The 25744-nt window shown below is 68.1% G+C and carries 19 protein-coding genes and 2 pseudogenes; 11 read left to right on the forward strand and 10 right to left on the reverse strand.

What is annotated here, in order from left to right:
* Nucleotides 1-272: 272 nt before the first annotated feature.
* The 6 genes from WS78_RS22010 to WS78_RS22045 form a co-directional block, all read right to left on the reverse strand.
* Nucleotides 273-950, reverse strand: a complete 678-nt coding sequence (locus WS78_RS22010; protein ID WP_038743794.1) for a LuxR family transcriptional regulator — start codon at nucleotides 948-950, stop codon at nucleotides 273-275.
* Between the two features lie 840 nt (nucleotides 951-1790).
* Nucleotides 1791-3398, reverse strand: a complete 1608-nt coding sequence (locus tag WS78_RS22020; protein WP_059576475.1) for an acyl-CoA ligase (AMP-forming), exosortase A system-associated — start codon at nucleotides 3396-3398, stop codon at nucleotides 1791-1793.
* A 598-nt stretch (nucleotides 3399-3996) separates the two neighbouring features.
* A complete protein-coding gene (locus tag WS78_RS22030) occupies nucleotides 3997-4791 on the reverse strand; it encodes a 2OG-Fe(II) oxygenase (protein ID WP_038743798.1) in 795 nt (264 codons plus the stop codon).
* Between the two features lie 127 nt (nucleotides 4792-4918).
* Nucleotides 4919-6505, reverse strand: a complete 1587-nt coding sequence (locus WS78_RS22035; RefSeq protein ID WP_059576037.1) for an inorganic phosphate transporter — start codon at nucleotides 6503-6505, stop codon at nucleotides 4919-4921.
* Nucleotides 6506-6627: 122 nt separating this feature from the next.
* Nucleotides 6628-7032, reverse strand: a complete 405-nt coding sequence (locus tag WS78_RS22040) for an SRPBCC family protein (RefSeq protein WP_038743802.1) — start codon at nucleotides 7030-7032, stop codon at nucleotides 6628-6630.
* Nucleotides 7033-7174: 142 nt separating this feature from the next.
* Nucleotides 7175-7639, reverse strand: a complete 465-nt coding sequence (locus WS78_RS22045) for an Lrp/AsnC family transcriptional regulator (protein WP_038743804.1) — start codon at nucleotides 7637-7639, stop codon at nucleotides 7175-7177.
* A gap of 135 nt (nucleotides 7640-7774) precedes the next feature.
* On the opposite strand from WS78_RS22045, the gene WS78_RS22050 reads away from it, so the two are divergent.
* From WS78_RS22050 to WS78_RS22070, 3 genes are all read left to right on the forward strand, one after another.
* Complete coding sequence (locus WS78_RS22050) at nucleotides 7775-8401, forward strand: LysE family translocator (RefSeq protein WP_038743900.1); 627 nt, start codon at nucleotides 7775-7777, stop codon at nucleotides 8399-8401.
* A 381-nt stretch (nucleotides 8402-8782) separates the two neighbouring features.
* Nucleotides 8783-10375 carry a S53 family peptidase gene (locus WS78_RS22055; protein WP_059576033.1) on the forward strand — a complete coding sequence of 531 codons (1593 nt, stop codon included), beginning with the start codon at nucleotides 8783-8785 and terminating at the stop codon, nucleotides 10373-10375.
* Nucleotides 10376-10908: 533 nt separating this feature from the next.
* Nucleotides 10909-12576, forward strand: a complete 1668-nt coding sequence (locus WS78_RS22070; RefSeq protein WP_059576027.1) for a S10 family peptidase — start codon at nucleotides 10909-10911, stop codon at nucleotides 12574-12576.
* A gap of 647 nt (nucleotides 12577-13223) precedes the next feature.
* Here the strand turns inward: WS78_RS22070 and WS78_RS22080 are convergent.
* The gene (locus tag WS78_RS22080; protein WP_038743812.1) at nucleotides 13224-14114 is read right to left on the reverse strand and encodes a LysR family transcriptional regulator; all 891 of its coding nucleotides are present in this window, start codon (nucleotides 14112-14114) and stop codon (nucleotides 13224-13226) included.
* 129 nt (nucleotides 14115-14243) lie between these two features.
* Between WS78_RS22080 and WS78_RS22085 the strand changes: the two genes are divergently transcribed.
* Both WS78_RS22085 and WS78_RS22090 read left to right on the forward strand, forming a co-directional pair.
* On the forward strand, nucleotides 14244-14969 hold the full coding sequence (locus WS78_RS22085) for a pirin family protein (protein WP_059576024.1): 726 nt from the start codon (nucleotides 14244-14246) through the stop codon (nucleotides 14967-14969).
* A gap of 160 nt (nucleotides 14970-15129) precedes the next feature.
* Nucleotides 15130-15810 (forward strand): YoaK family protein, encoded by a 681-nt coding sequence (locus tag WS78_RS22090; RefSeq protein ID WP_059576021.1) that lies wholly within the window; start codon nucleotides 15130-15132, stop codon nucleotides 15808-15810.
* Nucleotides 15811-15851: 41 nt separating this feature from the next.
* Here WS78_RS22090 and WS78_RS22095 read toward each other — a convergent pair whose 3' ends face one another.
* On the reverse strand, nucleotides 15852-16916 hold the full coding sequence (locus tag WS78_RS22095; RefSeq protein WP_059576018.1) for a cyclic nucleotide-binding domain-containing protein: 1065 nt from the start codon (nucleotides 16914-16916) through the stop codon (nucleotides 15852-15854).
* A 343-nt stretch (nucleotides 16917-17259) separates the two neighbouring features.
* Here WS78_RS22095 and WS78_RS22100 point away from each other — a divergent pair, with 343 nt between their 5' ends.
* The gene (locus WS78_RS22100) at nucleotides 17260-18156 is read left to right on the forward strand and encodes a helix-turn-helix domain-containing protein (protein WP_038743902.1); all 897 of its coding nucleotides are present in this window, start codon (nucleotides 17260-17262) and stop codon (nucleotides 18154-18156) included.
* Here WS78_RS22100 and WS78_RS22105 read toward each other — a convergent pair.
* Nucleotides 18101-18357: pseudogene (locus WS78_RS22105) on the reverse strand (helix-turn-helix transcriptional regulator); the annotation flags it as partial. The gene WS78_RS22100 and the pseudogene WS78_RS22105 overlap by 56 nt on opposite strands.
* Here WS78_RS22105 and WS78_RS22110 point away from each other — a divergent pair.
* Nucleotides 18347-18799 (forward strand): annotated as a pseudogene (locus WS78_RS22110) (substrate binding domain-containing protein); the annotation flags it as partial. The pseudogenes WS78_RS22105 and WS78_RS22110 sit on opposite strands and share 11 nt — an antisense overlap.
* Nucleotides 18800-19209: 410 nt before the next feature.
* Here WS78_RS22110 and WS78_RS22120 read toward each other — a convergent pair.
* Nucleotides 19210-19896, reverse strand: a complete 687-nt coding sequence (locus WS78_RS22120) for a hydrolase (RefSeq protein WP_038743905.1) — start codon at nucleotides 19894-19896, stop codon at nucleotides 19210-19212.
* A gap of 602 nt (nucleotides 19897-20498) precedes the next feature.
* Between WS78_RS22120 and WS78_RS22130 the strand changes: the two genes are divergently transcribed.
* From WS78_RS22130 to WS78_RS22150, 4 genes are all read left to right on the forward strand, one after another.
* Complete coding sequence (locus tag WS78_RS22130) at nucleotides 20499-20813, forward strand: XapX domain-containing protein (RefSeq protein WP_038743822.1); 315 nt, start codon at nucleotides 20499-20501, stop codon at nucleotides 20811-20813.
* A complete protein-coding gene (locus WS78_RS22135; protein ID WP_059576000.1) occupies nucleotides 20806-22704 on the forward strand; it encodes an amidohydrolase in 1899 nt (632 codons plus the stop codon). Before WS78_RS22130 ends, WS78_RS22135 begins: the two co-directional genes overlap by 8 nt.
* Before the next feature lie 473 nt (nucleotides 22705-23177).
* Nucleotides 23178-24071, forward strand: coding sequence for a VOC family protein (locus WS78_RS22145; RefSeq protein ID WP_038743828.1), 894 nt, complete (start codon nucleotides 23178-23180; stop codon nucleotides 24069-24071).
* Nucleotides 24068-25588, forward strand: a complete 1521-nt coding sequence (locus WS78_RS22150; RefSeq protein WP_059575989.1) for an alginate export family protein — start codon at nucleotides 24068-24070, stop codon at nucleotides 25586-25588. Before WS78_RS22145 ends, WS78_RS22150 begins: the two co-directional genes overlap by 4 nt.
* The last annotated feature ends 156 nt before the right edge of the window (nucleotides 25589-25744 follow it).

Here is a 25744-nt window from a genome sequence, read left to right on the forward strand (position 1 = left end):
GATCGCGTATGAACGGTGGCGGTTGCGAGGAACGCGCGTGCGGCGGCCGCGGCCGTTCCGCGGCGCCGCGATTCGCCGCGCTCGTCTTGCAGGCGACGAATGCGGGCCGGCCTCGCCGCTGCACGGCGGCGGCGATGGCGACGGCGATGGCGTTCGGAAAGACGGCGGCCGCGGCTCGATCAGGAATGCGATGCAATTGATCGATTGCATCGCGTCGGCGCGCGGCGGCGCATGATGCGGGCGGCGCTAACGCATCGGGGCGAGGCGCGCGTTCATGGAAAAATGAGCCCTTGCCGCGTCGCCTTCACGGCGGCGAACGTGCGGCTGCGCGTGTTGAGCTTGTCCATCGCATTCTCGATGTGGAAGTCGACCGTGTACTTGGAGATGTCGAGCATGTTCGCGATGACCCACGACGATTTGCCGCGCGCGACCCAAGTAAGGCATATCTGCTCGCGATCCGTCAGGTGAACGGATGGCGGAATGGGACGGGACGTCCGCATGCTCTGGAACTGCAGATTGAACTGCATGCCGAGCAGATAGGCGTTGCGCCACTTCGCCTCGGCGTCGTGCGTGGGCGCGGTGCCGGACAGACTGACCAGCAGCACGCGCCCGAGCGGCTGGTGCAGCGGGATGCTGATGCCGTGGTCGAGGCCCGCGTCCTCCGCTTCCGTCAGCAGATGCCGCTCGCGCAGATTCGACGTCGCGATGTCGCTCCACGAGAACGGCGTGCTGTACCGGAACGCCGCGCGATGCACCGGATCGATGTTGAAGTAGTCGTTGCGGGTATAGTGCTCGACCCACTCGGACGGATAGTGCAGCGAGATGACGTTGATCGACGCGGGATGCGACGCGCCCGTCAGCTCGACGATTGCATGATGCTGATAGCCGATCTGCAGCGCCGCCTGCCTGAAAGTCTCGATCAGCGTGCGGACGTCGCGCGATTCCGGCAAGGTGGCGGAGAACGTGGGTGTCGAAGCGCTTTCTCCGGACGACGACCCCGCACCGTCGTCTCCACCTGTTCGATATTCGCGTTGAAGCAGCCTGCTCAATTTGCATGCCCCCGTTATTGAAAATCAAGACTTTCGGAAGTGCCGTGTACCGGGTTGGGGACGCGTCGCCAATGAAAATCGGATAACGCAATGACGTAGAAATTGTCCGGAAATAATATCAAATGCAATAACGATTGCAAGAGCGGCGTTCGGATTATCTGAGATTTATTCCGGCATGACGTTCGATATTTTTATCTCAACGGCTCGGATATTTTTCGCTGCCTGCAACGATCCGGCAGGAGAGGCCGCGGGGCGTGACGCGTCCGGTTCGGCGGCCGGAAATTTAAACCGTTGGTGCGATGCAATAGACGAGTTCATTTCATTTTCGCATGAACAAGTCTTTGTGCATGCGTCAGTAAGTGCCGTATCGTTTCGGCAACTCGCCGTCAGTGAAGGATGGTGTCGAGTGGATATTCGAGTGGAATCAGGATTTTAGATGCGCGGTGAATTCTTGTTTTCCGCCGGAATATGGTGGAGCGAATATATTCGTGGCGGAACGCAAGCCGGCGCCGGGAAATGGCGGGACCCGAAGCGATCGGGATGCGACCACGCCACCGCTGCCGAGCGCGCGCTTGCGGGCCGTGATTGCGCTGCAGCACGCCGGGCGGGCGGAATGCGGCGGCGGGCAACGGTCGTGCCCCGCGCATCGTGCATCGAACCGCGCGGCGCGGCGAGGCGTGGTCGGCGCGGCGCGACCGCCCGAAGCGCCGCGCGTCGACGGTCGCTCGGCGCGGCCGGCCGTCAGAGCGATTCGACGAGATTTGCGGCATCCGCGCGCAGCGCGACGCGATCGAATTTTCCGTTCGGATTGCGCAGCAGCGACGCGCGCGCCGCGATCGTGTGCGGCACCATGTATGGCGGCAGTTGCTTCGCGCACCACGTGCGCAGCGCGTCGGGCGTGAACGATTCGGCGCACAGCGGCACGACGACGAGCGTGATCGCCTCGCCGAGCTCGTCATGCGGCACGCCGAGCGCGACGGCTTCGGCGACGAGACCGCTCGCGTGCGCGACGTCCTCGATCTCCTCCGGGCTGATCCGGTAGCCGGAACTCTTGATCTGCGCATCGTTACGGGAGACGAAATAGAGGAAGCCGTCGTCGTCGCGGCGCACGAGATCGCCAGACCAGACGGCCGTCTCACGCCGTGCGCCGCCCGGCTTCGTCTCGGGCGACGGCCGATAGCGAAACGCGGTGCGCTCGGGATCGTTCCAATAGCCGAGCGTCACGCACGCGCCGACATGAACCAGCTCGCCGACCTCGTTCGGCGCGCACGGCGAGCCGTCGTCGCGCACGACGAGGACCCGCGCGTTCGGCACCGCCTTGCCGATCGAATCGGGGCGGCGATCGACTTCGGCGGGATCGAGGTAGGTCGAGCGGAACGCTTCGGTGAGCCCGTACATCAGATACGGCGACGCATTCGGGAAGAGCGCGCGCAGTGCGCGCAGCACCGGTTGCGGCATGCGGCCGCCGGTGTTCGCGAAATAGCGCAGTCGCGCGCGCGCGTCGTCGGGCCATGCGGCGCGCGAGAGCTGGGCCCACAGCGGCGGCACGCCCGCGAAGCCGGTGATGCGTTCGCGCACGCAGACGTCGACGACGTCCGCCGGCATTAGATAGTCGACCAGCACGGCGGTCGCGCTCGCGGCCCACGCGGTCGTGAGCTGGCTGAGGCCGGCATCGAAGCTGAGCGGCAGCGCCGCGAGAATGCGATCCTCCGCCGTGTGGCGCAGGTATTGCGCGACGCTCCATGCGCCTTCGAGCAGATTGCGATGGCTCAGCATCACGCCCTTCGGGCGGCCGGTCGAGCCCGACGTGTAGAGGAGCGCGGCGAGATCGGTATCGATCGTGTCAGCTTGCAGCGAGGTTTGCGCGTTGGCGCGCGCGAGCGCCGCGGATTCGGGCGGCGCGTCGGCCTGTATCCATCGCAGATACGTCGTGCGCGACGACGGCGCGGGCGCTTGCGTTTTTGCGTCGGTCAGGATCACGTACGGCATGTTCGCGGGCACGCCGTCGCCGAGAATCCGCGCGCGCAGCGACGACGTGACGAGGCAGCGCGCGCCGCTGTCGACGAGGATGTGATTGACCTGCTCGGGCTTGAGAACCGGATTGATCGGCACGAACACCACGCCCGCGGCGGCCGCGCCGAGCATCGCGACGACCGCCTCGACGCGCTTGTCGAGAAAGATCGCGAGCCGCTCGCCCGGCGCGATATCGAGCGCCCGCAATCGCTCGGCGAATGACAGGCCGAGCGCGGCGAGCGCCAGATAGGTCAGCCGAGCGTCGCGCGCGACGAGTGCCTCGGCGTCGGGCGTGCGGCACGCCGCTTGTCCGACCAGATCGAAGAAATTTCGCATGGTTCCACCTTCGTTCAGAAACACGGGCGGCGCACGTCGAGCGATGCTGCGAGGCTTTCGGTGGCTAACGATCGTCGCGCGAACGCGGCCGATCCTGGCTGCCCGAAAGAGTAGCGAATAGGTGCCGCGAGCGGCGGCAGCGAATGGAGGCAAATTGCCGAACGGGGTGATGCCGAACACTGACGGGCGCGTTTGCTTCGTTTCTCGACGGCGCGTTAGCACATTCGAAATGCGTGTGCGCCTTCGTGGAGGAGATCGTCCGCTCGACGCTATCGTCAATTGTCCTGATGAATCTCGCTTGTCGAATCTCGCTTGTCGATGGTTACAGTCTTTCGAATCTGTTGCGCGTTTCTTACGGGCGGGCATGCCGCGCGATCGCGTGGCGCATGTCGGCGCGATGGCGAAATCGTGTGCGGGCGACGCGGTTGCGCCGTCGCATCGAATGTCCGTGCGATGCGCATGCGTCCCGGTAAATGGATGCGTGCGCAACCATTTCATTCGAGTCGGCTGCTTTGCGTTTGCAGATCGGAAAGGTCGAGGGGCATGCGCATCGATGCGCATGCATGGCCCGATACGGCGTGCTTTCCCGCGGCGGGTGTCACAACGCGTCGTGAAAGATGATCCCGAGCGTGTGCCGCTGCCCGGCGCGCAAGCGGCTCACGCCATGCCGAAGATTCACCCGGTACGGGCCGCGCGCGCCTTGCACCGGACGATGGTGCACGGCGAAGATGACCGCGTCGCCTTGCTCGAGCGGCACGACGTCGACGCGCGATTGCATGCGCGGCCGTTGCTCGGTGATCACGAATTCGCCGCCCGTGAAATCGGCGCCGGGTTCCGACAGCAGGATCGCCGCCTGCAGCGGAAACACGTGCTCGCCGTACAGATCCTGATGCAGGCAGTTGTAATCGTCTTCGCGGTAGCGCAATAGCAGCGGCGTCGGGCGCAACTGTCCGGCGGCGTGACAGCGCTCGATGAATCGTTCGTGCTCGAGAGGAAAGCGTGCATCGATGCGCATCTGCGCGTGCCAGCGATTCGCGATCGGCGCGAGGTGCGCATAGAGCGCCGTGCGCAGCGCCTGAATCAAGCGCGGCAGCGGATAGCCGAAGTACTTGTATTCGCCGCGCCCGAATCCGTGTCGCGCCATCGTCACGCGGCTGCGGAACAGCGCGTCGCGCGCATAGAGCGCGGCGAGCGCTTCGCACGTGCGGCGCGCGAGCAGGCCGCGGACGATCGCGTGGCCGTCGCGATCGAGGGCCTGTTCGATCGGCCGCCACGAGAGCGCGTCGATTCGCTGCGCGAGCGCGGCCTCGCGCGATGCGACGGGTAAAACCGGGGCGTGCGCCGAGTCGTGTGCGCGGGCGGGCGTCGCGGGTGGTTCGAACGTCGCATTCATCGGCGTTTCTTCGCTGCATCGTGGATGGATCGATGCGGCCAGTCTAGCGAAACGGTCGATGCGTCGCGCTCCGAATCTTGCGCCGCAATTCATGCGGAGCGCTTGCGCGGCGAGCCGTCATCCGGCGTCACACCAGCGCGTGGAAGCCCCAGTAGAGCGCGCCCGCGAGGACGATCGAGGCGGGCAGCGTCAGCACCCAGGCGAGCACGAGGCTGCGCACGGTGCTCCATTGCAGCCCCGAGCCGTTCGCGGCCATCGTGCCGGCGACGCCCGACGAGAGCACGTGCGTCGTCGATACCGGCAGCCCGTACGCGTCCGCCGCGCCGATCGTCAGCATCGCGACGACTTCCGCCGAGGCGCCTTGCCCGTAGGTCAGATGCTGCTTGCCGATCTTCTCGCCGACGGTCACGACGATGCGCCGCCACCCGACCATCGTGCCGAGACCGAGCGCGATCGCGACCGCGACCTTGACCCAGGTCGGAATGAACTTCGTCGCGTGATCGAGCTGCTTGCGATAGTCGTCGAGCGCGCGGCGGTCCTGCGGCGCGAACGTCGGCTGTCCGGTCTTCTCCATCAGGCGCACGGCTTCGGACACCAGATACATCGTGTTGCGCACGTTGTCCGCCTGGCCCTCGGGGACTGTCGCGATCGAGCCCGTTGCGCCGACCTCGGCCGCGAGCGCGTCCGACAACTGCCGGACCGCCGGCAGCGTCGTGCCGCTCAGGCGGCGCGACTGCACGTATGCCTCGACGTCGGCGCGCGGGTTCGGCGACGGCGGCGCGTCGCCCGCGTAGCGCGCAAGCGCTTCGGACGCCCGATGCGCGACGGCGATGAACGTCTGCGTCTCGCCGGGCGTGACCGCCTTGTTGAGCGCATACGCAGTCGGCACGGTGCCGATCAGGATCAGCATGATGAGCCCCATGCCTTTCTGTCCGTCGTTCGAGCCGTGCGCGAACGACACGCCCGTGCAGGTCAGGATCAGCAGGCCGCGAACCCAGAGCGGCGGCGGCTCGTTCGTCCGCGGCTCGCGATAGAGCGCGGGCACGCGCACGAGCGCCTTCAGCACGGCGAGCAGCAGGCCCGCGCACAGGAAGCCGACGATCGGCGAGAACAGCAGCGATTTGCCGACGCCCGCCGCCTGCGCCCAGTCGACGCCGCTCGTGCCGGACGAGCCGTGCATCAACTGGTTCGCGAGTCCGACGCCGATGATCGAGCCGATCAGCGTGTGCGAGCTCGACGAAGGCAGGCCGAAATACCAGGTCGCGAGATTCCACGCGATCGCCGCGATCAGCAGCGCGAACACCATCGCGAAGCCCGCGCCGTGGCCGACTTGCAGGATCAGTTCGACGGGCAGCAACTGCAGGATGCCGAACGCGACTGCGCCCGTCGACGCCATCACGCCGAGAAAATTCCAGATGCCCGACCAGATGACGGCGACGTTCGGCGTCAGCGAATGCGTGTAGATGACGGTCGCAACCGCGTTCGCGGTGTCGTGAAAGCCGTTGACGAATTCGAAGCCGAGCGCGATCGCGAGCGCGACGCCGAGCAGCAGGTAGGGGAGAGCCGTGTGCTCGCCGACGGGCGCGAGATCCGCGAACAGGTGGACGAACACGTAGGCGGCGCCGGCCGCGACGAGGGTGACGAGAAGCGCGATGCCCAGATGCCGAGTGCGGCCGAGCTCTTCGCTCGTCGCGGCGGACAGAGGGTGGTTCATGACGGCCCTTGATATGACTGACCGTTCGATCCTAGCGCCCGCGATCAGGCAGTTTGATGACAGCGCTCAAAGGGGGCGCGATTCTCCGGCGGCGCGACGGGCGGACGCAGGGCGGCGCGAGGTCAGCCTCCGATCGCCTGTTCGATCCGCGCGAGCACGGACGGCCAGCCGCGCGCCATGCCTTCGTACGCGATCCGCGCCTGCGGCGCGTCCAGATCGAAGCCCGCATGCTCGAAGAACACGCGCGTGCCGCCGTCCTCGGGCGCGAGCCGCCAGGTGATCGTCGTGTCGAGCGTGCCCTGCGCGAACAGGATCGCGAACCGGCGCTCCGGCTCGACCGTGGTCACTTCGCATGGCTGCTTGCCCCACGGGCCCATGTCGAGCGTGAACCGGTGGCCGTGCGCGGGGCTCACGTCGCCCGCCGCCCACCAGCGCGCGAGCGCCGCGGGCTCGGTGAGCGCCGCCCAGACTTGCGCAGGCGGGCGGGCGACGAATCGTTCGAGGCGGATCGGGGCGGCTTCGTTCATTGGGGCGGGTTCGGCGGCGTTTCGGGGAATACGCATGATAGTGGATGCCGCGCCCGCGGCGTCATAGCCGGCATGCGCGCCGCTCGGCCGCGCGCGTTGGCGCCGTGCCGCGCCCGGCGGCGGCCGCGCGCTTCGCCGGCGCTCATGGAATCGGCAGTTCGGCCTCGCGCTTCACCTCGCGCAGCGACAGCGCCGACTCGATCGACGTGACGCCCGGCAGCACGCGCAGCGTCTCGCGCAGGAACGTCCCGTAATCGTCGAGATCGTGCGCGACGACTTGCAGCAGATAGTCGGCGGAGCCCGACACGTTGTGGCACGACAGGATGCGCGGAATGCCGAGCACCTCGCGCTCGAAGCGGTTGGCGACGCCGCGATCGTGAACCGCGCAGCGCAGCAGCACGAACGCGATGACGCCGAAGCCGAGCGCGTTGCGCGAGATCTGCGCGCGATAGCGCTCGATGTAGCCGTCGCTTTCGAGGCGCTTCAGGCGGCGCGCGCACGGCGTTTCGCTCAGCCCCACCGAGTCGGCGAGGCGGGCGACCGGAATGCGTCCGTCGAGCTGCACCGCGGCGAGGATGGCGCGGTCGGTTTTGTCGAGATCGATCATGGTGTGGGGATGCTCTAAAAAATCGGTTTCTAGTAGTGTATTCCAATAATTCCGTCGTGCTGGAAGGCTAAATTAGCCAAATAACCCTCGTTGAGCAGGGGCAACATGGAACCCTTTCCGAATCCGGGCTTGACCATGTTTTCCGCTCATTTGCTGCTCGTCTACATCGCCGCCGTCGTCGCCGTCTACGCGGTGCCCGGGCCGGACATGGCGTTCGTGCTGCAAACGGGCATCGGCCGCGGCGCGCGGCACGGCGCGGCCGCCGCCGCGGGGCTCGGGCTCGCGCGCGCCGTGCACGTGACGCTGTCCGCGTGCGGCGTCGCCGCGCTCCTCAAGAGCGCGCCGTGGCTCTACGAGACCGTGCGCTACGGCGGCGCGCTGTACCTCGCGTACGTCGCGGTGCAGATCTTCCGCTCGCCGGCGTTCGCGCTGTCCGACGACGGCGCGGCCGAGCCCGCCGCGCGGCTGCGCCATACGTTCGTCAAAGGCCTGCTCACCAACCTGCTGAACCCGAAGGCGCTGCTGTTCTGCTCGGTGCTGCTGCCGCAGTTCGTCCAACGGGGCGGCGCGCCGGTGATCGTGCAAATGGCGACGCTCGGTGCCGTGCTCGTGCTCGCGGGCCTGTGCTTCGATCTCGCGTGCGTCGCCGGCGCGGCGCGCATCGCGGGATGGTTGCGCGCGCATCCGCTTGCGCAGACCGCGCAGCGCTGGACGTTTTCGGCCGTGCTGCTCGGTTTTGCGCTGCGACTGTCGATCGACTGACCTGCCGCGCGCGAGCGCCGGCATCGGCTCCGGCGGCGACGCGCGAAGCCGCCCGCGCGTGCGAAGCAACTAACCGCGAAATGCCGGCATCCGCGCGCCGCGCGCGCGTTGCGCCACACGCGCGCGCCGCACGCACGCACACGCACACGCACGCCGCGCCGCGCCGCGCCGAACTTCGCGAATGCGCCGGCGCACGCCTTCGCGAACGCTCGAGAGGCCGATACAGGATCGCCGCGCGTGCTTTACACTTGCTCTGCCGTACTGTCGCACGGTCCTGTCGACGGCGTGTGTGCGCCGTCCGACATACCGCCCGGAACTGCGATCGCGCGACCGTGTCCGAATCCTGGCAACCCGTTATCACGGCTTCTGGAGGACTCGAATATGGCAAGGCATCTTCACGCCGGCAACGAACCGCCGATCGTCGCCGAATCCACGTGCATCGGTCCGTGCGATCCGGCCGAGACGATCCGTGTGGTGGTGATGTTGCGGCGGCAGGAAGAGCAGCACCTCGATTCGCTGTTGCAAGGCCTCGCGAGCGGCGATCCCGACGCGAAGCCGGTTTCGCGCGAAGCGTTCGCGCAGCGTTTCTGCGCGCACCCCGACGATGTCGGCAAAGTCGAGGCGTTCGCGAAGCAGCACGGCCTGACGGTCGCGCGCGTCGATCCGGTCGAGAGCCTCGTCGTGCTGTCGGGCACGATCGCGCAGTTCGAGGCGGCGTTCGGCGTGAAACTGCAGCGCTTCGAGCACCGGACGATCGGCCAGTATCGCGGCCGCACGGGCGATATCGCGCTGCCAGACGAGTTGCACGACGTCGTCACCGCGGTGCTCGGGCTCGACAACCGTCCGCAGGCCCGGCCGCATTTCCGGCTGCGGCCGACTTTCCAGCCGGCGCGCGGCGGCGCGGCCGTCACCTACACGCCGCCGCAGCTCGCATCCCTGTATGGTTTTCCGCCCGGCGACGGCGCGGGCGAGTGCATCGCGATCGTCGAGCTCGGCGGCGGGTATCGGCCGGCCGAGATCCAGCAGTATTTCAGCGGCCTCGGGCTCGCTCGGCAGCCGAAGCTCGTCGACGTGAACGTCGGCGCCGGCCGCAATGCGCCGACGGGCGACCCGAGCGGGCCGGACGGCGAAGTCGCGCTCGATCTCGAGGTCGCGGGCGCGATCGCGCCCGGCGCGACGCTCGCCGTCTATTTCGCGCAGAACAGCGACGCGGGCTTCATTCAGGCGGTCAACCAGGCGGTGCACGACACGACGAACCGGCCGTCGGTCGTGTCGATCAGTTGGGGCGGCCCGGAGGCCGCGTGGACGTCGCAATCGCTGCAGGCGTTCAACCGCGTGCTGCAGTCGGCCGCGGCGCTCGGCGTGACCGTGTGCGCGGCGTCCGGCGACGCCGGCTCGGCCGACGGCGTGCAGGACGGCGCGAACCACGTCGACTTTCCGGCGTCGAGCCCGTACGTGCTCGCGTGCGGCGGCACGCGGCTCGATGCGCTGCCGGGGCAGGGCATCCGCAGCGAGGTCGTATGGAACGACGACGCGGCGGGCGGCGGTTCGACGGGCGGCGGCGTGAGCGACGTGTTCGATTTGCCGGACTGGCAGAAGGGGCTGAGCGCGACGCTCGCGCGGGGCGGCGCCGCGTCGCCGCTCGCGAAGCGCGGCGTGCCCGACGTCGCGGGCGACGCGTCGCCCGCGACGGGCTACGAGGTGCTCGTCGGCGGCACGTCGGCGGTGATGGGCGGCACGAGCGCCGTCGCGCCGCTCTGGGCCGCGCTCGTCGCGCGGATCAACGCGGCGGTGGGCAGTTCCGCGGGCTGGATCAACCCGAAGCTGTACCGGAACGCGGGCGCGCTGCGCGACGTCACGGTCGGCGACAACGGCGCGTACGCGGCGACGCCCGGCTGGGACGCATGCACGGGGCTCGGCAGCCCGGACGGCGCGAAGGTCGTGGCGGCGCTCAAGAGCGGCGCCACGGGGTGATCGCGGGCCGATGCGACGGCTGGCGGTGCGTCGCGGGCCGCCGCGCCGCCGCATCCGGCGCGGCGGTTCGCAGGCTGCGGCGTCGCGGCGCTTGACGCGCGCGCGGCGCCATTCGAGATTGGCGGCGCGGGATCGGTAGAGGCGGTTCCGGTCGCGGCGCTCCGGCGGCGTCGGCGCGCGGCGCATCGATCATGCCGGCGGGCCGTTCGTCGCCGCGGCGACGACGCGGCGGGCCGCGATGTCGCACGGCCGACGCGGCGGCGATGTCGGGGCTTTCCGGCTCGCCGTGCGGTGACGCCGGCATTCCGGCATCACGGCATTCCGGCATCACGGCTGTGCTTCGCCGCTTCGCCGTTGCGGCGAGGCGGCGACGGCAAAGGCGGCGGCCGCGCATTGCGCGAAGCCGGCCCCGGGGCCGGCTCGACGTGACCGGCCGCTCGCGATGCGCGCGCGGCCGCGATCGGCGGCAAACGGTTTGGCACGATTGACGATTCGTTCATGCACCCTCCAATGGAACCAGAAGGAGCAGCACGATGAGCATCGATTCGACTTCTTCGGGCGGCACGCAGCCGCTCCATCATGGCGCTTCCGCTTCGGTTCACGCGCCGCCGCCGATCGTCGCGGCGCCGAAGCGCGACGGCGACCAGCCGTTCTTCGATCCGGTCGCGTACGGCAATGGCCCCGACGATTCGGTGACGGACACGACCGAGGCCGCCGCGATCACGCATCACACGATCCAGATCGACGGCCGCACGATCGCGTACACGGCGACGGCGGGCCATCTCGTGACCGTCGACGCGAGCAGTTCGCAGCCGAACGCGAAGATCTTCTACGTCGCGTTCACGCAGGACGGCCAGCAGGAGCAAACGCGGCCGGTCACGTTCTTCTACAACGGCGGGCCGGGCTCGTCGGCGGTGTTCGTGCTGCTCGGCTCGTTCGCGCCGCGGCGGATCAGGACGTCGATGCCGAGCTTCACGCCGCCCGCGCCGTACCGGATGGAGGACAATCCGGACAGCCTGATCGACAAGAGCGACCTCGTGTTCATCAATCCGGTCGGCACCGGCTACTCGGCGGCGGTCGCGCCGCACAAGAACCGCGATTTCTGGGGCGTCGACCAGGACGCGAACTCGATCAAGCAGTTCATCAAGCGCTTTCTGACGAAGAACAACCGCTGGAATTCGCCGAAATTCCTGTTCGGCGAATCGTACGGCACCGCGCGCAGCTGCGTGCTCGCCTACAAGCTGCACGAGGACGGCGTCGACCTGAACGGGATCACGCTGCAATCATCGATCCTCGACTACAAGCAGGCGGGCAATCCGGTGGGCGCGCTGCCGACCGCCGCGGCCGACGCGTGGTACCACAAGCGGCTCGGCGTCGCGCCGGCGCCGGCCGATCTCGGCGCGTTCGTCGAGGAGGTCGCGCAGTTCGCGCGCACCGGCTATCTCGACGCGCTGCGCAAGTTCCCGCAGCCCGACGAGGCGGTGGTCAAGAAGCTGTCCGGCTACACCGGCATCGACACGACGACGCTCCTGTCGTGGAGCCTCGACGTCGCGAGCTACGACACGCGCGGCAACGCGCTCTTCCTGACGACGCTCCTGAAGGCGAGCGGCCTCGCGCTCGGTGCATACGACGGCCGCGTGACGGGGATCGAATCGGGGATCGCGGGCAAGATCGATCCGAACTCGGGCGGCAACGATCCGACGATGACGGCCGTGTCGGGCGTCTACACGGCGATGTGGAACTCGTATCTGAACGAGCAGCTGAAGTACACGTCGAACTCGTCGTTCGCCGACCTGAACGATCAGGCGTTCAAGTTCTGGGACTTCGGCCACATCGATCCGACGGGCGCGCAGCAGGGCGTCGACGCGAAGGGCAACGTGATCCTCTACACGGCGGGCGATCTCGCGGCGACGATGGCGCTGAACGTCGATCTGAAGGTGCTGTCGGCGAACGGCTTCTACGATTTCGTCACGCCGTTCTATCAGACGGTGCTCGATCTTCAGCAGATGCCGCTCGAGGATGCGACGGTGCGGCGGAACCTGTCTGCGCGGTTCTATCCGTCGGGACACATGGTGTATCTCGACGGCGGTTCGCGCGCCGCGCTCAAGCACGATCTCGCGCAGCTGTACGAATCGGCGGTGCACGACACCGCGGCCGTGATGCGGATTCGCGCGTTGCAGGAGAAGACGCGCGGGGCGTGATTCCGGCGATGCGACGAGCGCCCGAAATGCCTGGGTTTCAGGGCTTTGTCGGGCGCTCGCCGTGCTGGCTGCGGTCGAGCGCCGCCGCGCCGACGCTGGTCCCGGGATTCGTCGGCGGGCTTGGTCGGATGGTTTCGATGATCTGAAACCGCATGCGGGGACGCGTTCGTCTCGATTCTCGATGCCGCGCGGTCAGCGCGCGAACATGCCCGTCGCTTGGGCGATGGAGGCCGCTTCGCGCCGCTCGTTCAGCAGCAGAGCGAAACTATCGGCAGATTCGTTGCGCGATGCCTGATGGTCGAGAGCGCACGCTCGGGCCGCATTCACGAAGCGCGCCGGTGGCGGGAATGGTGGGAGCGGCGCGGAGCATGACCTTCCCGTGTCGTCCGGGACATCTCGGTCGATGAGATGGAATCGGGAGGCGGGGAAGCGCCACACAACGGCCGAATGGCCCGGCTTCCCAATCAACCGCCCGACCGCTTGACTGCTTGATTGCCCGACTGCCCGACTGCCCGACTGCCCGACTGCCCGACTGCCCGACTGCCCGACTGCCCGACTGCCCAACCACCCAACCACCCAACCACCCAACCACCCAACCACCCAACCACCCAACCACCCAACCACCCAACCGCCCGAGTCGCCGCCGCTCACCGGGAAAAGCGCTCGCGCAGCCGCTCCTCGATGAATCCGAGAAACACCCGGCAGGCCGACATGTCTTGCCGATGCTGCGGATACACGGCGTTGACGGGCAGCGGCGCCTGCGCGAACGGCTCGAGCACCGCCACGAGCTGGCCCGCGTCCAGCGCGGGCTCGACGATGAAGTGCGGCAGCAGCGCGATGCCGAGCCCCGCGACAGCCGCGTCGCGGATCACGTCGCCGTTGTTCGCGAGCAGCGCGCCTTGCACTTCGAATGTGCGGCGCGCGCCGTCGATCGCGAACTCCCAGCCGGTTCGGCCTTCCTGGCCGTACAGCAGGCAGACGTGCGCGTGCAGATCGGCGGGCGTCGCCGGCGCGCCTCGCTTGCGCCGATAGGCCGGACTGCAGCACGCGACCATCCGCAGCGCGCCGAGACGGCGTGCGATCAGCGTCGAATCGGGCAGCGCGCCGATGCGCAGCGCGAGATCGAATCCTTCGCCGATCAGGTCGACGTGGCGGTCGCTCAGCTCGACGTGCAGCCGCACGGCCGGGTGCTGGACGAGGAACTCGGCGATCAGCGGCGACAAGCGCGTGATGCCGAACGACATCGGCGCGCTGATCTTCAGCGTTCCGCGCAGGTCGCCGCGGCGCGCGGACATCGCTTCTTCCGTTTCCGCGATCTCGGCGAGGATGCGCGTCGCGCGCGCATGGAACTCCTGGCCGAGCTCCGTCACCGCGAGCTTGCGCGTGTTGCGCACGAGCAGCCGGACGCCGAGCGACGCCTCGAGCGCCATCACGCGCCGGCTGACGAACTGCTTGGACAGCAGGAGCTTGTCGGCCGCGCCCGTGAAGCTTCCCGCTTCGACTGTCGCGACGAATATCCGGAGGTCGTCGAATTGCATGATTGTCCACCAATATGAGACAGTAATTATCTCTCTGTTTATATATGTATCAAAATAGTTGACGTAAGCTGCAGGCATCGATCGACGAGGCGCGCAACCCGCAGCGCCCGCGATGAAACGGAGGTCATCATGATTGAAGTCAGGGCAGCACATCAACGCGGCCGCGCCGAGCACGGCTGGCTCAGCTCGCGCCATACGTTCTCGTTCGCCGAATACTACGATCCGGCGCAAGTCGGGTTCTCGGACCTGCTCGTGATCAACGACGATCGCGTCGCGCCCGGCCGCGGCTTCGGCATGCATCCGCACCGCGACATGGAAATCCTGTCGTACGTGCTCGAAGGCGCGCTAGAACATCGCGACACGATGGGCACGGGCTCCGTGATCGTGCCGGGCGACGTGCAGCTGATGAGCGCGGGCAAGGGCATCGCGCACAGCGAATTCAACCATTCGTCGGCGCAGCCCGTGCATTTCCTGCAGATCTGGATCGGGCCGTCGGTGCGCGGCGTCGAGCCGCGCTACCAGCAGACGAGCGTGAGCGACGGCGACAAGCGCGGGAAGCTGCGCCTCATCGTGTCGCCGGAAGGGCAGGACGGCTCGCTGAAAATTCGCCAGGACGCGCGGGTGTACGCGGGCCTGTTCGACGGCGATGCGAGCGAGCGGTTCGTGCTACCGCCGCAGCGTTTCGCGTACGTGCACGTCGCGCGCGGATCGGTGACGGTGAACGGCGTCGCGCTGCAAGAGGGCGACGGCGCGCGGATTCGCGACGAGCAGGCGCTGCAAATCGAGAACGGCAGGCAGGCGGAGGTCTTGCTGTTCGATTTGCGGCCGATCGAAGTCACCGCGGAATGGGCGTGACGACGTCGCGCGGGGGCGGCCGTGCGCGGACGGCCGCGGCGCGGGCCATCCCGCGCGCGCGGTTCGGCCGCGGGCCGTTCGCGGCGATTAAAGCGCGCAGCGATTTCGCGCGGATCGCCTGCCGGCCGGCATCCGTTGCATTCTTCAGGAACCCGATGCAATGAAACTGAACCTTCCATCGCTGCTCACGTTCAACGGCGGCTTCGTCGATACGGCCGGCTTTCTCGCGCTGCAGGGCCTCTTCACCGCGCACGTGACGGGCAACTTCGTCACGCTCGGCGCGACGCTCGTCTCCGGCAGCACGGGCGCCGTCGCAAAGCTGTTGGCGCTGCCTGTCTTCTGTCTCGTCGTGCTTGCGGCGGGCGTCGCGCGGCGCTCGATGATGCGTGCGCGCGCGCCGGCGCTGAAGATCCTGCTGGGTGCGCAATGGCTGCTGCTCGCGATCGGCGCGGCGCTTGCGATCCGCCTCGGTCCTTTCACGGACGGCGATGCGTGGCCGGCGATCATGACCGGAATGATCCTCGTGATGGCGATGGCGATCCAGAACGCGGTGCATCGGCTGCATCTGCCGGACGCGTTGCCGACGACGCTGATGACGGGCACCGTCACGCAACTGATGCTGCATCTGTCGAACCGCCTCGCCGGCGACGACGTGCCGCGCGCAGGCGGGCCGTCGCGGCTCGCGAACATGGCGTGGACCGTCGCGACGTTCGCACTCGGATGCGGCGCGGCGGCGGGACTTTATCTGATCGGCGGCGCATGGGCGTTTGCGTTGCCGCCGGTGCTGATCGGGGCGGCGCTGCTCGTCGACGAAGAAAAGGCGATGGAGAAGGCGTTGTGAGCGGCTGCGTGAGCCGCCGCGAGGCCCGAAGCGGATCGGGCTCAGGCCGGGTACGCGCGGATGAAGCGGCGAACTGCCTCGACGGCGACCGCGCCTTCCGACAGGTTGGCGACGGCCGAGCGCCGCGGGCCGGCGCGCACCTCGCCGATCGCGAACATGCCCGGCTGCGAAGTTTCGAATGCGGCGGCGAAGGTCGTGCCGGACGCCGCGCGGCCGGTGCGGACGAATCCGCGGTCGTCCACGTCGACGGCGCCGCCGAGCCATTCGGTGTTCGCGCGCAGCGTGACGCGCGCGAGCCGCGGGTCGTACTCGGGGCGCAGCGACGATGCGATGACGAGCGCGTGCGCGCCGATGCGTTCGCCGTCGCGGGCGACGAGGCCGAACGGGTAGGCGTCGCAGTCGAGGCGCACGGTGCGGCTGCCGATCGTCAGGCGTGGACCGAATCGCTGAAGCTCCGCCGTGTCGGCCCGTGCGAATTCGTCGTCGATCCCGAACGGCAGGCGACCTTCGACGACGATCGTGTTCAGGCGCCTCGATGCGGCGTGCGCGGCGGCGATCATGCCGCTCGGCCCGCTGCCGACGATCGCCACATCGAAGTCGCGCCCGGGATCGCGCCCGGGATCGCGATGGCCGGCGCGCGGGGCGCCGCGTGCGGCAGACGCGGCGGAAGGCCCGTAGGCGAGCAGGCCGATGCGGCGAAGCAGGAAAAGACGCACGAGCAAGTCGCGCAGGTCCGGCTCGCGCTCCAGCAGAACCCCAAGCGTGGCGCGATGGATTCGCACGAGGCGGCAAGCGGACGACGCGACCACCGTGGTTTCGCAGGCGATGTCGTTCAGCAGGTCGAGCTCGCCGGTGAAGGTGCCGGGGCCGTGATCGACGCCGCACGGCGTGGCCGGATGCGCGGGCGGCGCGCATCGGGTCGTGCCGTCGAGCACGATGTACAGATAGTCGCTGCGCGTGCCGCTCGCGCACAGCGTCGCGCCGGCATCGACTTCGACGACGCAGCCGTACCGGGACGCGCGTTCGATCAGGTCGTGCGGCAACCCGTACGCGGCGAAGTCGTCGGTATGCTTCAGATGCCCCAGTAGATTTCGGAGGTGATTCATCGAAGAGTGCGCGTCGCCAGGAGCGCGAGGCATCGGATCTGCGCTTGCGCAAGCGTTGCCTCGGCCTGACACCTGCCGTCCTGACGGATTGTTCAAGTATAGATCGCGGGACGTTTCTCCCGACGGCCGCCGGCGCGAGGCGGCGGCGCGAAGTGCGAAGATGATGCGCGCATGGCGCGCGAATGACAACTGGTGAGGACCGAGCGTCGTCGACGTTTCTGTAAAAAAGACACCTTTGTTCTATCGAAGGATGCAATCGGCCATTATCCTTAACCCGATCGAAGGAGTAGCCGCCATGGGGCGATCTGCCGATACCGAAGCGAGCACACTGCCGAGCCTGACGATGAGCAGCACTGATCTTGCCCCGATGGAGCTGCACGAGGCGTTTCGCGGCGCGGCGATCGAGACGATCGAGACGCGCGCCGACGCACACGCGCCCGTCGTGCTGACGCGCGTGCGGCATGCGGAGTGCGGTTTCGGCGTCGTCGAGTTCCTGCCGCCCGCCGATTGCTGCTTGATCGGCGTGGCGCTGCCGGCGCGCACGCCATGCGCGACGCCGGGCGCCGACGACGCGCCGGGTCGGGATGCGCGCATCGCCTTGCGAATCCGACAGGAGGGCGAGCCGTTTCGCGCCGATCTGCAAAGGCCGTTCGACATGCTGTTCCACGTGCTGCCGCGGCGCACGCTGGCCGAGCTGACGGCCGACATGCAAATGGGCGGCGTTCGCGAGCTCGCATGTCCGGACGACAGCCACGACGCGGTGCTGCAGTGTCTCGTCGGGGCGCTGCTGACGGCGGCGTCCGGCGCTTCGCCGCGCAGCCCGCTGCTCGCCGGTCACGTGGCGCGCGCGATGCAGATCCACATCGTGCAGACTTATGGCGTGGCCGCGCCGAACGCGCCCGCGAAGGGCGGGCTGGCGAACTGGCAACTGGAGCGCGCGAAGGCGATCCTCGAGGAGAACGCCGCCGGCGAGGTGCCGATCTCGCAGGTCGCGTCGGCGTGCGGCTTGTCGCGCAGCTACTTCATCAAGGCGTTTCGGCAAACGGTCGGCACGACGCCGCACCGGTGGCTGCTCGAGCACAAGATCGAACGCGTGAAGCACTGCCTGCTTTCGAACTCCGAACCGATCGCCGACATCGCGCACCAGTGCGGCTTCTCGGATCAGGCGCATCTGACGCGCGTCTTCACCAGCATGATCGGCACGCCGCCCGCCGCGTGGCGTCGCGTGAACCGGAAATAGCGGGGTTTCGTCGAAGCGCGCCGGCCAGGCGCGGCGCGCCGACGATTTTCGCGAACGCCTGCGTGAAATGGCTCTGGCTCGAAAAGCCGCAATGCGCCGCGATGCGCGCAAGGGGCCAGTCGCCATGCGCGAGCAGATGCTTCGCGGTGTCGATGCGCCGTTCGAGCGCCATTGATGCGGCGTCTTGCCGGTCGTCGCGCGCAAGCTGACGGAGAATCGGCGCATCGTCGTCGCGAGCCACGGTTGTTTCGACGAGATGGGCGTGCCCGCCGCGCCGGGCGATCTCGCGTCGCACCGGTGTCTGCGTTTTCCGTATCGGCAAGGGCGGCAGAGCTGGACGTTCAGCCGCGATGGCGGGGCGGAGAAGGTCGAGGTTCGCGGCAGGCTGACCGCGAACAGTCTCGACATCCTGCGTGAAGGCGTGCTCGACGGGCAGGGCGTCGCGCTCGCGCCGACCTGGCGCGTGCACGACGACGTCGTCGCGGGCCGCGTGCTGCCGCTGTTCGAGGCGTGGCGCATGACGCCGCCGGGCGGCGACGCGCAAGTCTATGGGGCGTATCTGCCGAATCGGCGACATTCGCGAAAGGTGCAGACGTTCATCGCGTTTCTCGCCGAACGCATTCCGCAGGCGCTCGACCGCTGACGGATCGCGCCCGGGCTTGCGCGTCGGGCGTCGGCGATGGCCGGGGCGACCGTGTCCGGGACGAGCTGGTGGCGGCGCGACGGATCGCCGGCGTGTGGCGGCTATCGACTGGCGTGCCGATCTTTCCGGTCGCTTGAATGGGGCCGATCGAATTGGGCCGCTTGAATGAGACCGCTCGAATGTAGCTGCTCAAATGGAGCTGCTCAAATGCGGCGGCTCGAATCGGGCCGAGAGCCATCGCGCACGCGTTGATCGGAAGCGTCGTGCGCCGGCATGCATGAAGCGGCCGCGCGCTTGCTCGCGGCCGGATTGCGGAGAAACGAGCGAAATCGGCAATCGACAATCGACAATCGGCGATCGGATTCGGCCGGCGCGTCCGCTCGCATGGCGGGCGCGCCGGCCGATCCGGTTCAGCGAGCCGGAACGGGCGCCAGCACTTCGTGCGCGCTCGCGGTGCGCTGCGCAGCCTTGTGGACCATCGTGTATGCGTAATCGACGCCCATGCCGTAAGCGCCCGAATGCTCCTTCACGAGCGTCATCACGGCGTCGTACGTCTCGCGGTGCGCCCAGTCGCGCTGCCATTCGAGCAGCACCTGCTGCCACGTGACCGGCACGACGCCCGCCTGGATCATCCGCTGCATCGCGTAGTCGTGCGCTTCCTTGCTGGTGCCGCCCGACGCGTCGGCGACCATGTAGATCTCGTAGCCGCCCTCGGCCATCGCGCACAGCGCGAACGTCAGGTTGCAGACTTCGGTCCACAGTCCGGACACGACGACTTTCTTGCGGCCGTTCGCCTTCAGCGCGTCGCGCACTTTCCGGTCGTCCCACGAGTTCATCGACGAGCGCTCGAGCAGCTTGTGATCGGGGAACACGTCGAGCAGCTCCGGGTACGTGAAGCCGGAGAACGATTCCGATTCGACCGTCGTGATCGTCGTCGGGATGTTGAAGATCTTCGCGGCCTTCGCGAGGCCGACGACGTTGTTCTTCAACGTCTGGCGATCGATCGACTGAACGCCGAACGCCATTTGCGGCTGCTGATCGATGAAGATCATCTGGCAGTTGTGCGGAGTGAGGACTTCGAGCTTCGGGTCGGACATGACAATCTCCGGGGTGACGCCGTTCAGGGCGGGAGTGAACAAAGACATTCGATGCGCGGCGATCGCTGTGATCGCTGCGATCGCGCACATCGTTTCTGGATCGAATGCGAACGCGGCACGCCGCCGACGCCGCGCGCCGCGTTCAGGCCGGGCGGCCGAGTCGAAACGCGGGCGCGCCGACTCGAACGATCTGCTGCGGGATGGATGCTAGAGCGTGGATGTCCGGCCGTCTTGAACAATAGTGCGCAAACTTGGCGAGGAGTCCGGTGAACGTTGCGCGTCGGCTTGCGTGCGAACTGCTCGCCGTCGACGATGATGCCGCCGCATCGCCGCATCGCCGCATCGCCGTATCGCCGTATCGCCGCATCGCCGTATCGCCGCATCGCGCCATTCGATGTCGCGTGCGCGTGCGCGTGCGAACGCGTCGCGTCGCGTCGCTATCGTTCAAAACTGGCGACAAACGTTCAATACGCGAGCGCCCGCAAATGCGATAGTCAGCCGCGACCGATCGAGACGCCCGCGAACGGATCGCAGGTTCACCGCTCGCGCGCCAGCTCGACGTTCCGACGACGCACACGACCACTACATCCGGACTACCCATCATGAAAGCTTATGTCTTGTCGCTCGCCATGGGGCTGCTCGTGGGCATCATCTACGGCGTCTCCAACGTGCGCTCGCCGGCGCCGCCCGTGATCGCACTCGTCGGCCTGCTCGGCATCCTCGCGGGCGAGCAGGTGCCGCCGCTCGTCAAGCGGCTGCTGAGCAACGCCGAGACGTCGACTTCCTGGTATCAGCACCAGGTCAAGCCGCACATGTTCGGCCAATTGCCGACTTGCCCGAAGGCGCCGGACGCGCCGGCGCAGGTCGCGGCCGCCCGTCACCCCGATTCGTCATCCGGAGAGCAACGCCATGGCTGACCACGCCGCACACGCCACCCCCGATCTGATCCTGCACCGCGGTCGCTTCACGACGCTCGACCGTTCGAATCCGGCCGCGAGCGCGGTCGCGATCAAGAGCGGCCGGTTCGTCGCCGTCGGCGGCGACGAGCTGCTCGCGTCGGCGGGCGCGAACACGCGGATCGTCGACCTGCAAGGCAAGGGCGTGTTGCCGGGCCTGATCGACAACCATCTGCACATCATTCGCGGCGGCCTGAACTTCAACATGGAGTTGCGCTGGGACGGCGTGCGCAGCCTCGCCGACGCGATGGCGATGCTGCGCCGCCAGGCGGCCGTCACGCCCGCGCCGCAATGGGTGCGCGTGGTCGGCGGCTTCACCGAGCATCAGTTCGCCGAGAAGCGTTTGCCGACGATCGACGAGCTGAACGCCGTCGCGCCCGATACGCCGGTCTTCATCCTGCATCTGTACGATCGCGCGCTGCTCAACGGCGCGGCGCTGCGCGCGGTCGGCTATACGAAGGACACGCCGGAGCCGCCGGGCGGCCGGATCGCGCGCGACGCGGCGGGCAATCCGACCGGGCTGCTGCTCGCGCGGCCGAATGCGGCGATTCTCTACGCGACGCTCGCGAAGGGGCCGAAGCTGCCGTTCGAATATCAACTGAATTCGACGCGGCACTTCATGCGCGAGCTGAACCGGCTCGGCGTGACGGGCGCGATCGACGCCGGCGGCGGCTTCCAGAACTATCCGGACGATTACGCGGTGATCGAGCAGTTGGCGAAGGACGATCAACTGACGATCCGGCTCGCGTACAACCTGTTCACGCAGAAGCCGAAGGAAGAGAAGCAGGACTTCCTGAACTGGACCGCGACATCGAAATACCACGACGGCACCGACTATTTTCGCCACAACGGCGCGGGCGAGATGCTGGTGTTCTCGGCGGCGGACTTCGAGGATTTCCGCGAGCCGCGCCCCGATCTTTCGCCCGACATGGAAGGCGAGCTCGAAGCGGTCGTGCGCGTGCTCGCGCAGAATCGCTGGCCGTGGCGCTTGCATGCGACCTACGACGAAACGATCAGCCGCGCGCTCGACGTGTTCGAGCGCGTGAACCGCGACATTCCGCTCGACGGGCTGAACTGGTTCTTCGATCACGCGGAGACGATTTCCGACGAATCGATCGACCGGATCGCCGCGCTGGGCGGCGGGATCGCGGTTCAGCACCGGATGGCGTACCAGGGCGAATACTTCGTCGAGCGCTACGGCCAGGCCGCGGCGGAAGCGACGCCGCCTGTCAGGCGGATGCTCGACAAGGGCGTCAACGTGTCGGCCGGCACCGATGCGACGCGCGTCGCGTCGTACAACCCGTGGGTGTCGCTCGCTTGGCTCGTCACCGGCAAGACGGTCGGCGGCGCGCAGCTTTATCCGCGCGCGAATTGCGTCGATCGCGAAACCGCGCTGCGGATGTGGACCGAGAACGTCACGTGGTTCTCGAACGAAGTCGGCAAGAAGGGCCGGATTCAGGTCGGGCAGCTCGCGGATCTGATCGTGCCCGACCGCGATTTCTTCGCATGCCCGGAATCCGACATCGCGGATACGACGTCGCTCTTGACCGTCGTCGGCGGCAAGGTCGTCTACGGCGCGGGGCCGTTCGCCGACATCGACGAAGGCGCGCCGCCGCCCGCGATGCCGGACTGGTCGCCCGCCCGCGTGTTCGGCGGCTATGCGGCGTGGGGCGACAGGGAAGGCGGCGCGTCGCTGCAGCAGGTGGTCCGGCAGGCGGCGCAGGCGTGCGCGTGCGCGAACCGTTGCGGCATTCATGCGCATCGGCATGCGAGCGCGTGGAGCAGCAAGCTGCCGGTCGACGATCTGAAGAGCTTCTGGGGCGCGCTCGGCTGCTCGTGCTGGGCGGTGTGAGCACGCGCTCGGGCGCGCGTGCCGCGCGTCGCTGTCTCGTCGCATTCCGGTGACGCGCTTGGTCGCGTCGCGCGACGAAGCGTCGGCGGGAGCGACGCGGACATTCCGGCGCATTCGGCCGTCCAGCTGTTCTTCGCGCGCGCGAACGCGCGGCAGCGGCCGCGCACGCCCGGCGCGCAGTCCGCCGAAATACGTTTCGCCGGCGAGATCTGCCGCCGTCTCGACGGCATCCCGCTCGCGATCGAACCGGCGGCCGCGCGCGCGGCGACGCTCGGCCTGGAAGGCGTGCACCGCCGCCTCGACGATTGCCTCGCGATTCTCGGCGGACTCGTCCCCGGGGCCGGCTGGCCGGACCAAACGCCGCGCGGGCGCGCAGCAGGCGCCGGCGCGGCATGTCGATGACTTCACCACTTTGGGAAACAAGCATGCAAACACGACGCTCGGGAATACGTTCGGCCTTGCTGGCCGCCCTGATGTTCGGCTTCGCGCAGATGCCCGCCGCTTTCGCGGATGCGGATGCGGGCGCCGCCGCCGAATCCGCGCGCGCGATCGCATCGGCGCCGCCGGTCGCCGTCGGGCCGCAATACGACACGACGCATGTCTACGTCGCGGTTCCCGATCTGGACGCGTTCGTCGACAGCTTCGTCGCGACGTTCGGCGGGAAGGCGTCGCCGCGCGTGACGCTCACCGTCACGCCGACGCCGAGCGAAACGCTGTCGCAATACGTGCAGACGCCGGTGGGAATGCTGTCGGTATTCGGGTTCAAGACGCCGATTCCCTATCCGTTCGGCGCCGAGCGCACGGGCTATCTCGTGACGGATCTCGACGACGCGGTGAAGGCCGCGCGGGCCGCCGGCGCGGACATCGTCGTCGATTCGTTCGACGACCCGATCGGCCGCGACGCCGTCGTTCGCTGGCCGGGCGGCGTGATGATGCAGCTGTATTGGCACCGGAAGGCGCCGTCTTACGCGCCGCTCGCGACGGTTCCGGACAATCGCGTCTATCTGTCGCCGTACGAGGCGGATCGCTTCGTCAAGAGCTGGGTCCGGTTTTCGCACGGCAAGATCGTCTCCGACAACCGTCGCGAAGACGGCGGCGCAATCGGCCGGCCGGGCGCCGAGGTGCGCAAGATCGTGATCGAATCGACTTTCGGACGCGTCGCCGCGTTCGTGACCGACGGCAAGCTGCCGTATCCGTACGGCCGCGAAACGACCGGCTACGCGGTCGCCGACCTCGATGCGACGCTCGAGAACGCGCAGGCGGCGGGCGTCAAGGTTCTGGCGCAGCCCTATCGCACGCAGGCCGGGCGCACCGCGATGCTCGCGTTCCCCGGCGGCTATATCGCGGAAGTGCACGACGCGCAATGACGATGCGCCGCGTTTCCGCGCTCGGTTGCTGGGCGCTGATGTCGCTGTTCGCGGCGGTGCGCGCGCATGCGGCGGATGCGTCGCCCATGTCACCCGCGTCGCCGACGTCACCAGCGTCGCCCACGACGCCCACGTCGCCCGCGTCACCCACGTCACCCATGTCACCCACGTCGCCCGCATCGCCGGACGCATCGTCCTGCACGAAGGCGCGTCCGGCGATCTTGTTCAATCGCTGGCAGGAGGATTGGTCGGCGCTCGCGGACCCGTGCGTGCCGCGCAGGCCGCTCGATGCGCTGAAATACCTGCCGCTGCTCGGCCGCAGCGACACGTATCTGTCGCTCGGCGCGGTGCTGCGCGAGCGGCTCGAGATGAACGACGCGCCGCTGTTCGGCCTCGGCCGCGCGCACGACGACACCTACGTGCTGCAGCGCGCGCAGGTGCATGCCGACCTGCGAATCGCCGGGCACGTGCAGGTGTTCGTGCAGCTCGAGGACGCGCGCACGTTCGGCAAGGACGACGTCGGCTCCGTCGATCGAAATCGCGTGGATCTGCGCCAGGCGTTCGTGACCTATGCCGGCGCGATCGGGCCCGGCGTCTTCAAGGCGCGAATCGGCCGCCAGGAGATGGCGTTCGACTTGCAGCGCTTCGTGTCGGTGCGCGACGGCCCGAACGTGCGCCAGGCGTTCGACGGAATCTGGGCCGACTGGGAAGAGGGCCCGTGGCGCTTCATCGGCTATGCGACGCAGCCCGTCCAGTATCGCGACGATCACGCATTCGACGACGTGTCGAACCGCAATCTCACGTTCAGCGGCGTGCGCATCGAACGTCAGGGCGTGGGGCCCGGCGATCTGTCCGCTTATTATTCGCGGTACAACCGGGCGCAGGCCCGGTTTCTGGACGGCTCGGGTGCGGAGCATCGCGACGTGTTCGATGTCCGGTACGCGGGCAGGCAGCGCAACGTCGATTGGGACGTCGAAGGCATGCTCCAGTCGGGGCACGTCGGCGCGCAGCGCATCGACGCGTGGGCGGTGGGCTCGCTCGCGGGCTATACGTTCGCCAACGTGCGCTGGACGCCGCGCGTCGGCTTGCAGGTCGACGCCGCGTCGGGCGACCGGCACCCGCACGACGGCCGCATCGAGACGTTCAATCCGCTGTTCCCGAACGGCTACTACTTCGCGCTCGCCGGCTACACCGGCTATACGAATTTGATTCACGTGAAGCCGTCGGTCACGTTGAAGCCGAGCAACGCGCTCACGCTGCTCGCGGCGGTCGGGCTTCAGTGGCGCGCGACGACGGCGGACGCGGTCTATGCGCAGGGCGCGTCGCCCGTGCCGGGCACGGCGGGGCGCGGCGGCAAGTGGACCGGTTTCTACACGCAGTTGCGCGCCGATTGGGCGGTGACGGCGAATCTGGCGGCGGCGCTCGAAATCGTGCATTTTCAGATCGGCGACGCGATCCGCGCCGAGGGCGGTCGAAACGCGGATTATCTGGGCGCGGAGTTGAAATTCGGCTGGTAGCCGCGTCAGCGGCGCGGCGCATCCGAATTCCTCGGCGCTGGCGAACGATGTTGCCAGTCGGAGCGTGCACGCGTGGTTCGATCGAATCCTGAATCGTGGAAATTCGGATTCGCTCAAGTGCGAGCACGGCGCGTGTGTCGCGCATGAATCCGCCGG

Origin of the sequence: Burkholderia savannae (assembly GCF_001524445.2) — a bacterium.
GTDB lineage: Bacteria > Pseudomonadota > Gammaproteobacteria > Burkholderiales > Burkholderiaceae > Burkholderia > Burkholderia savannae.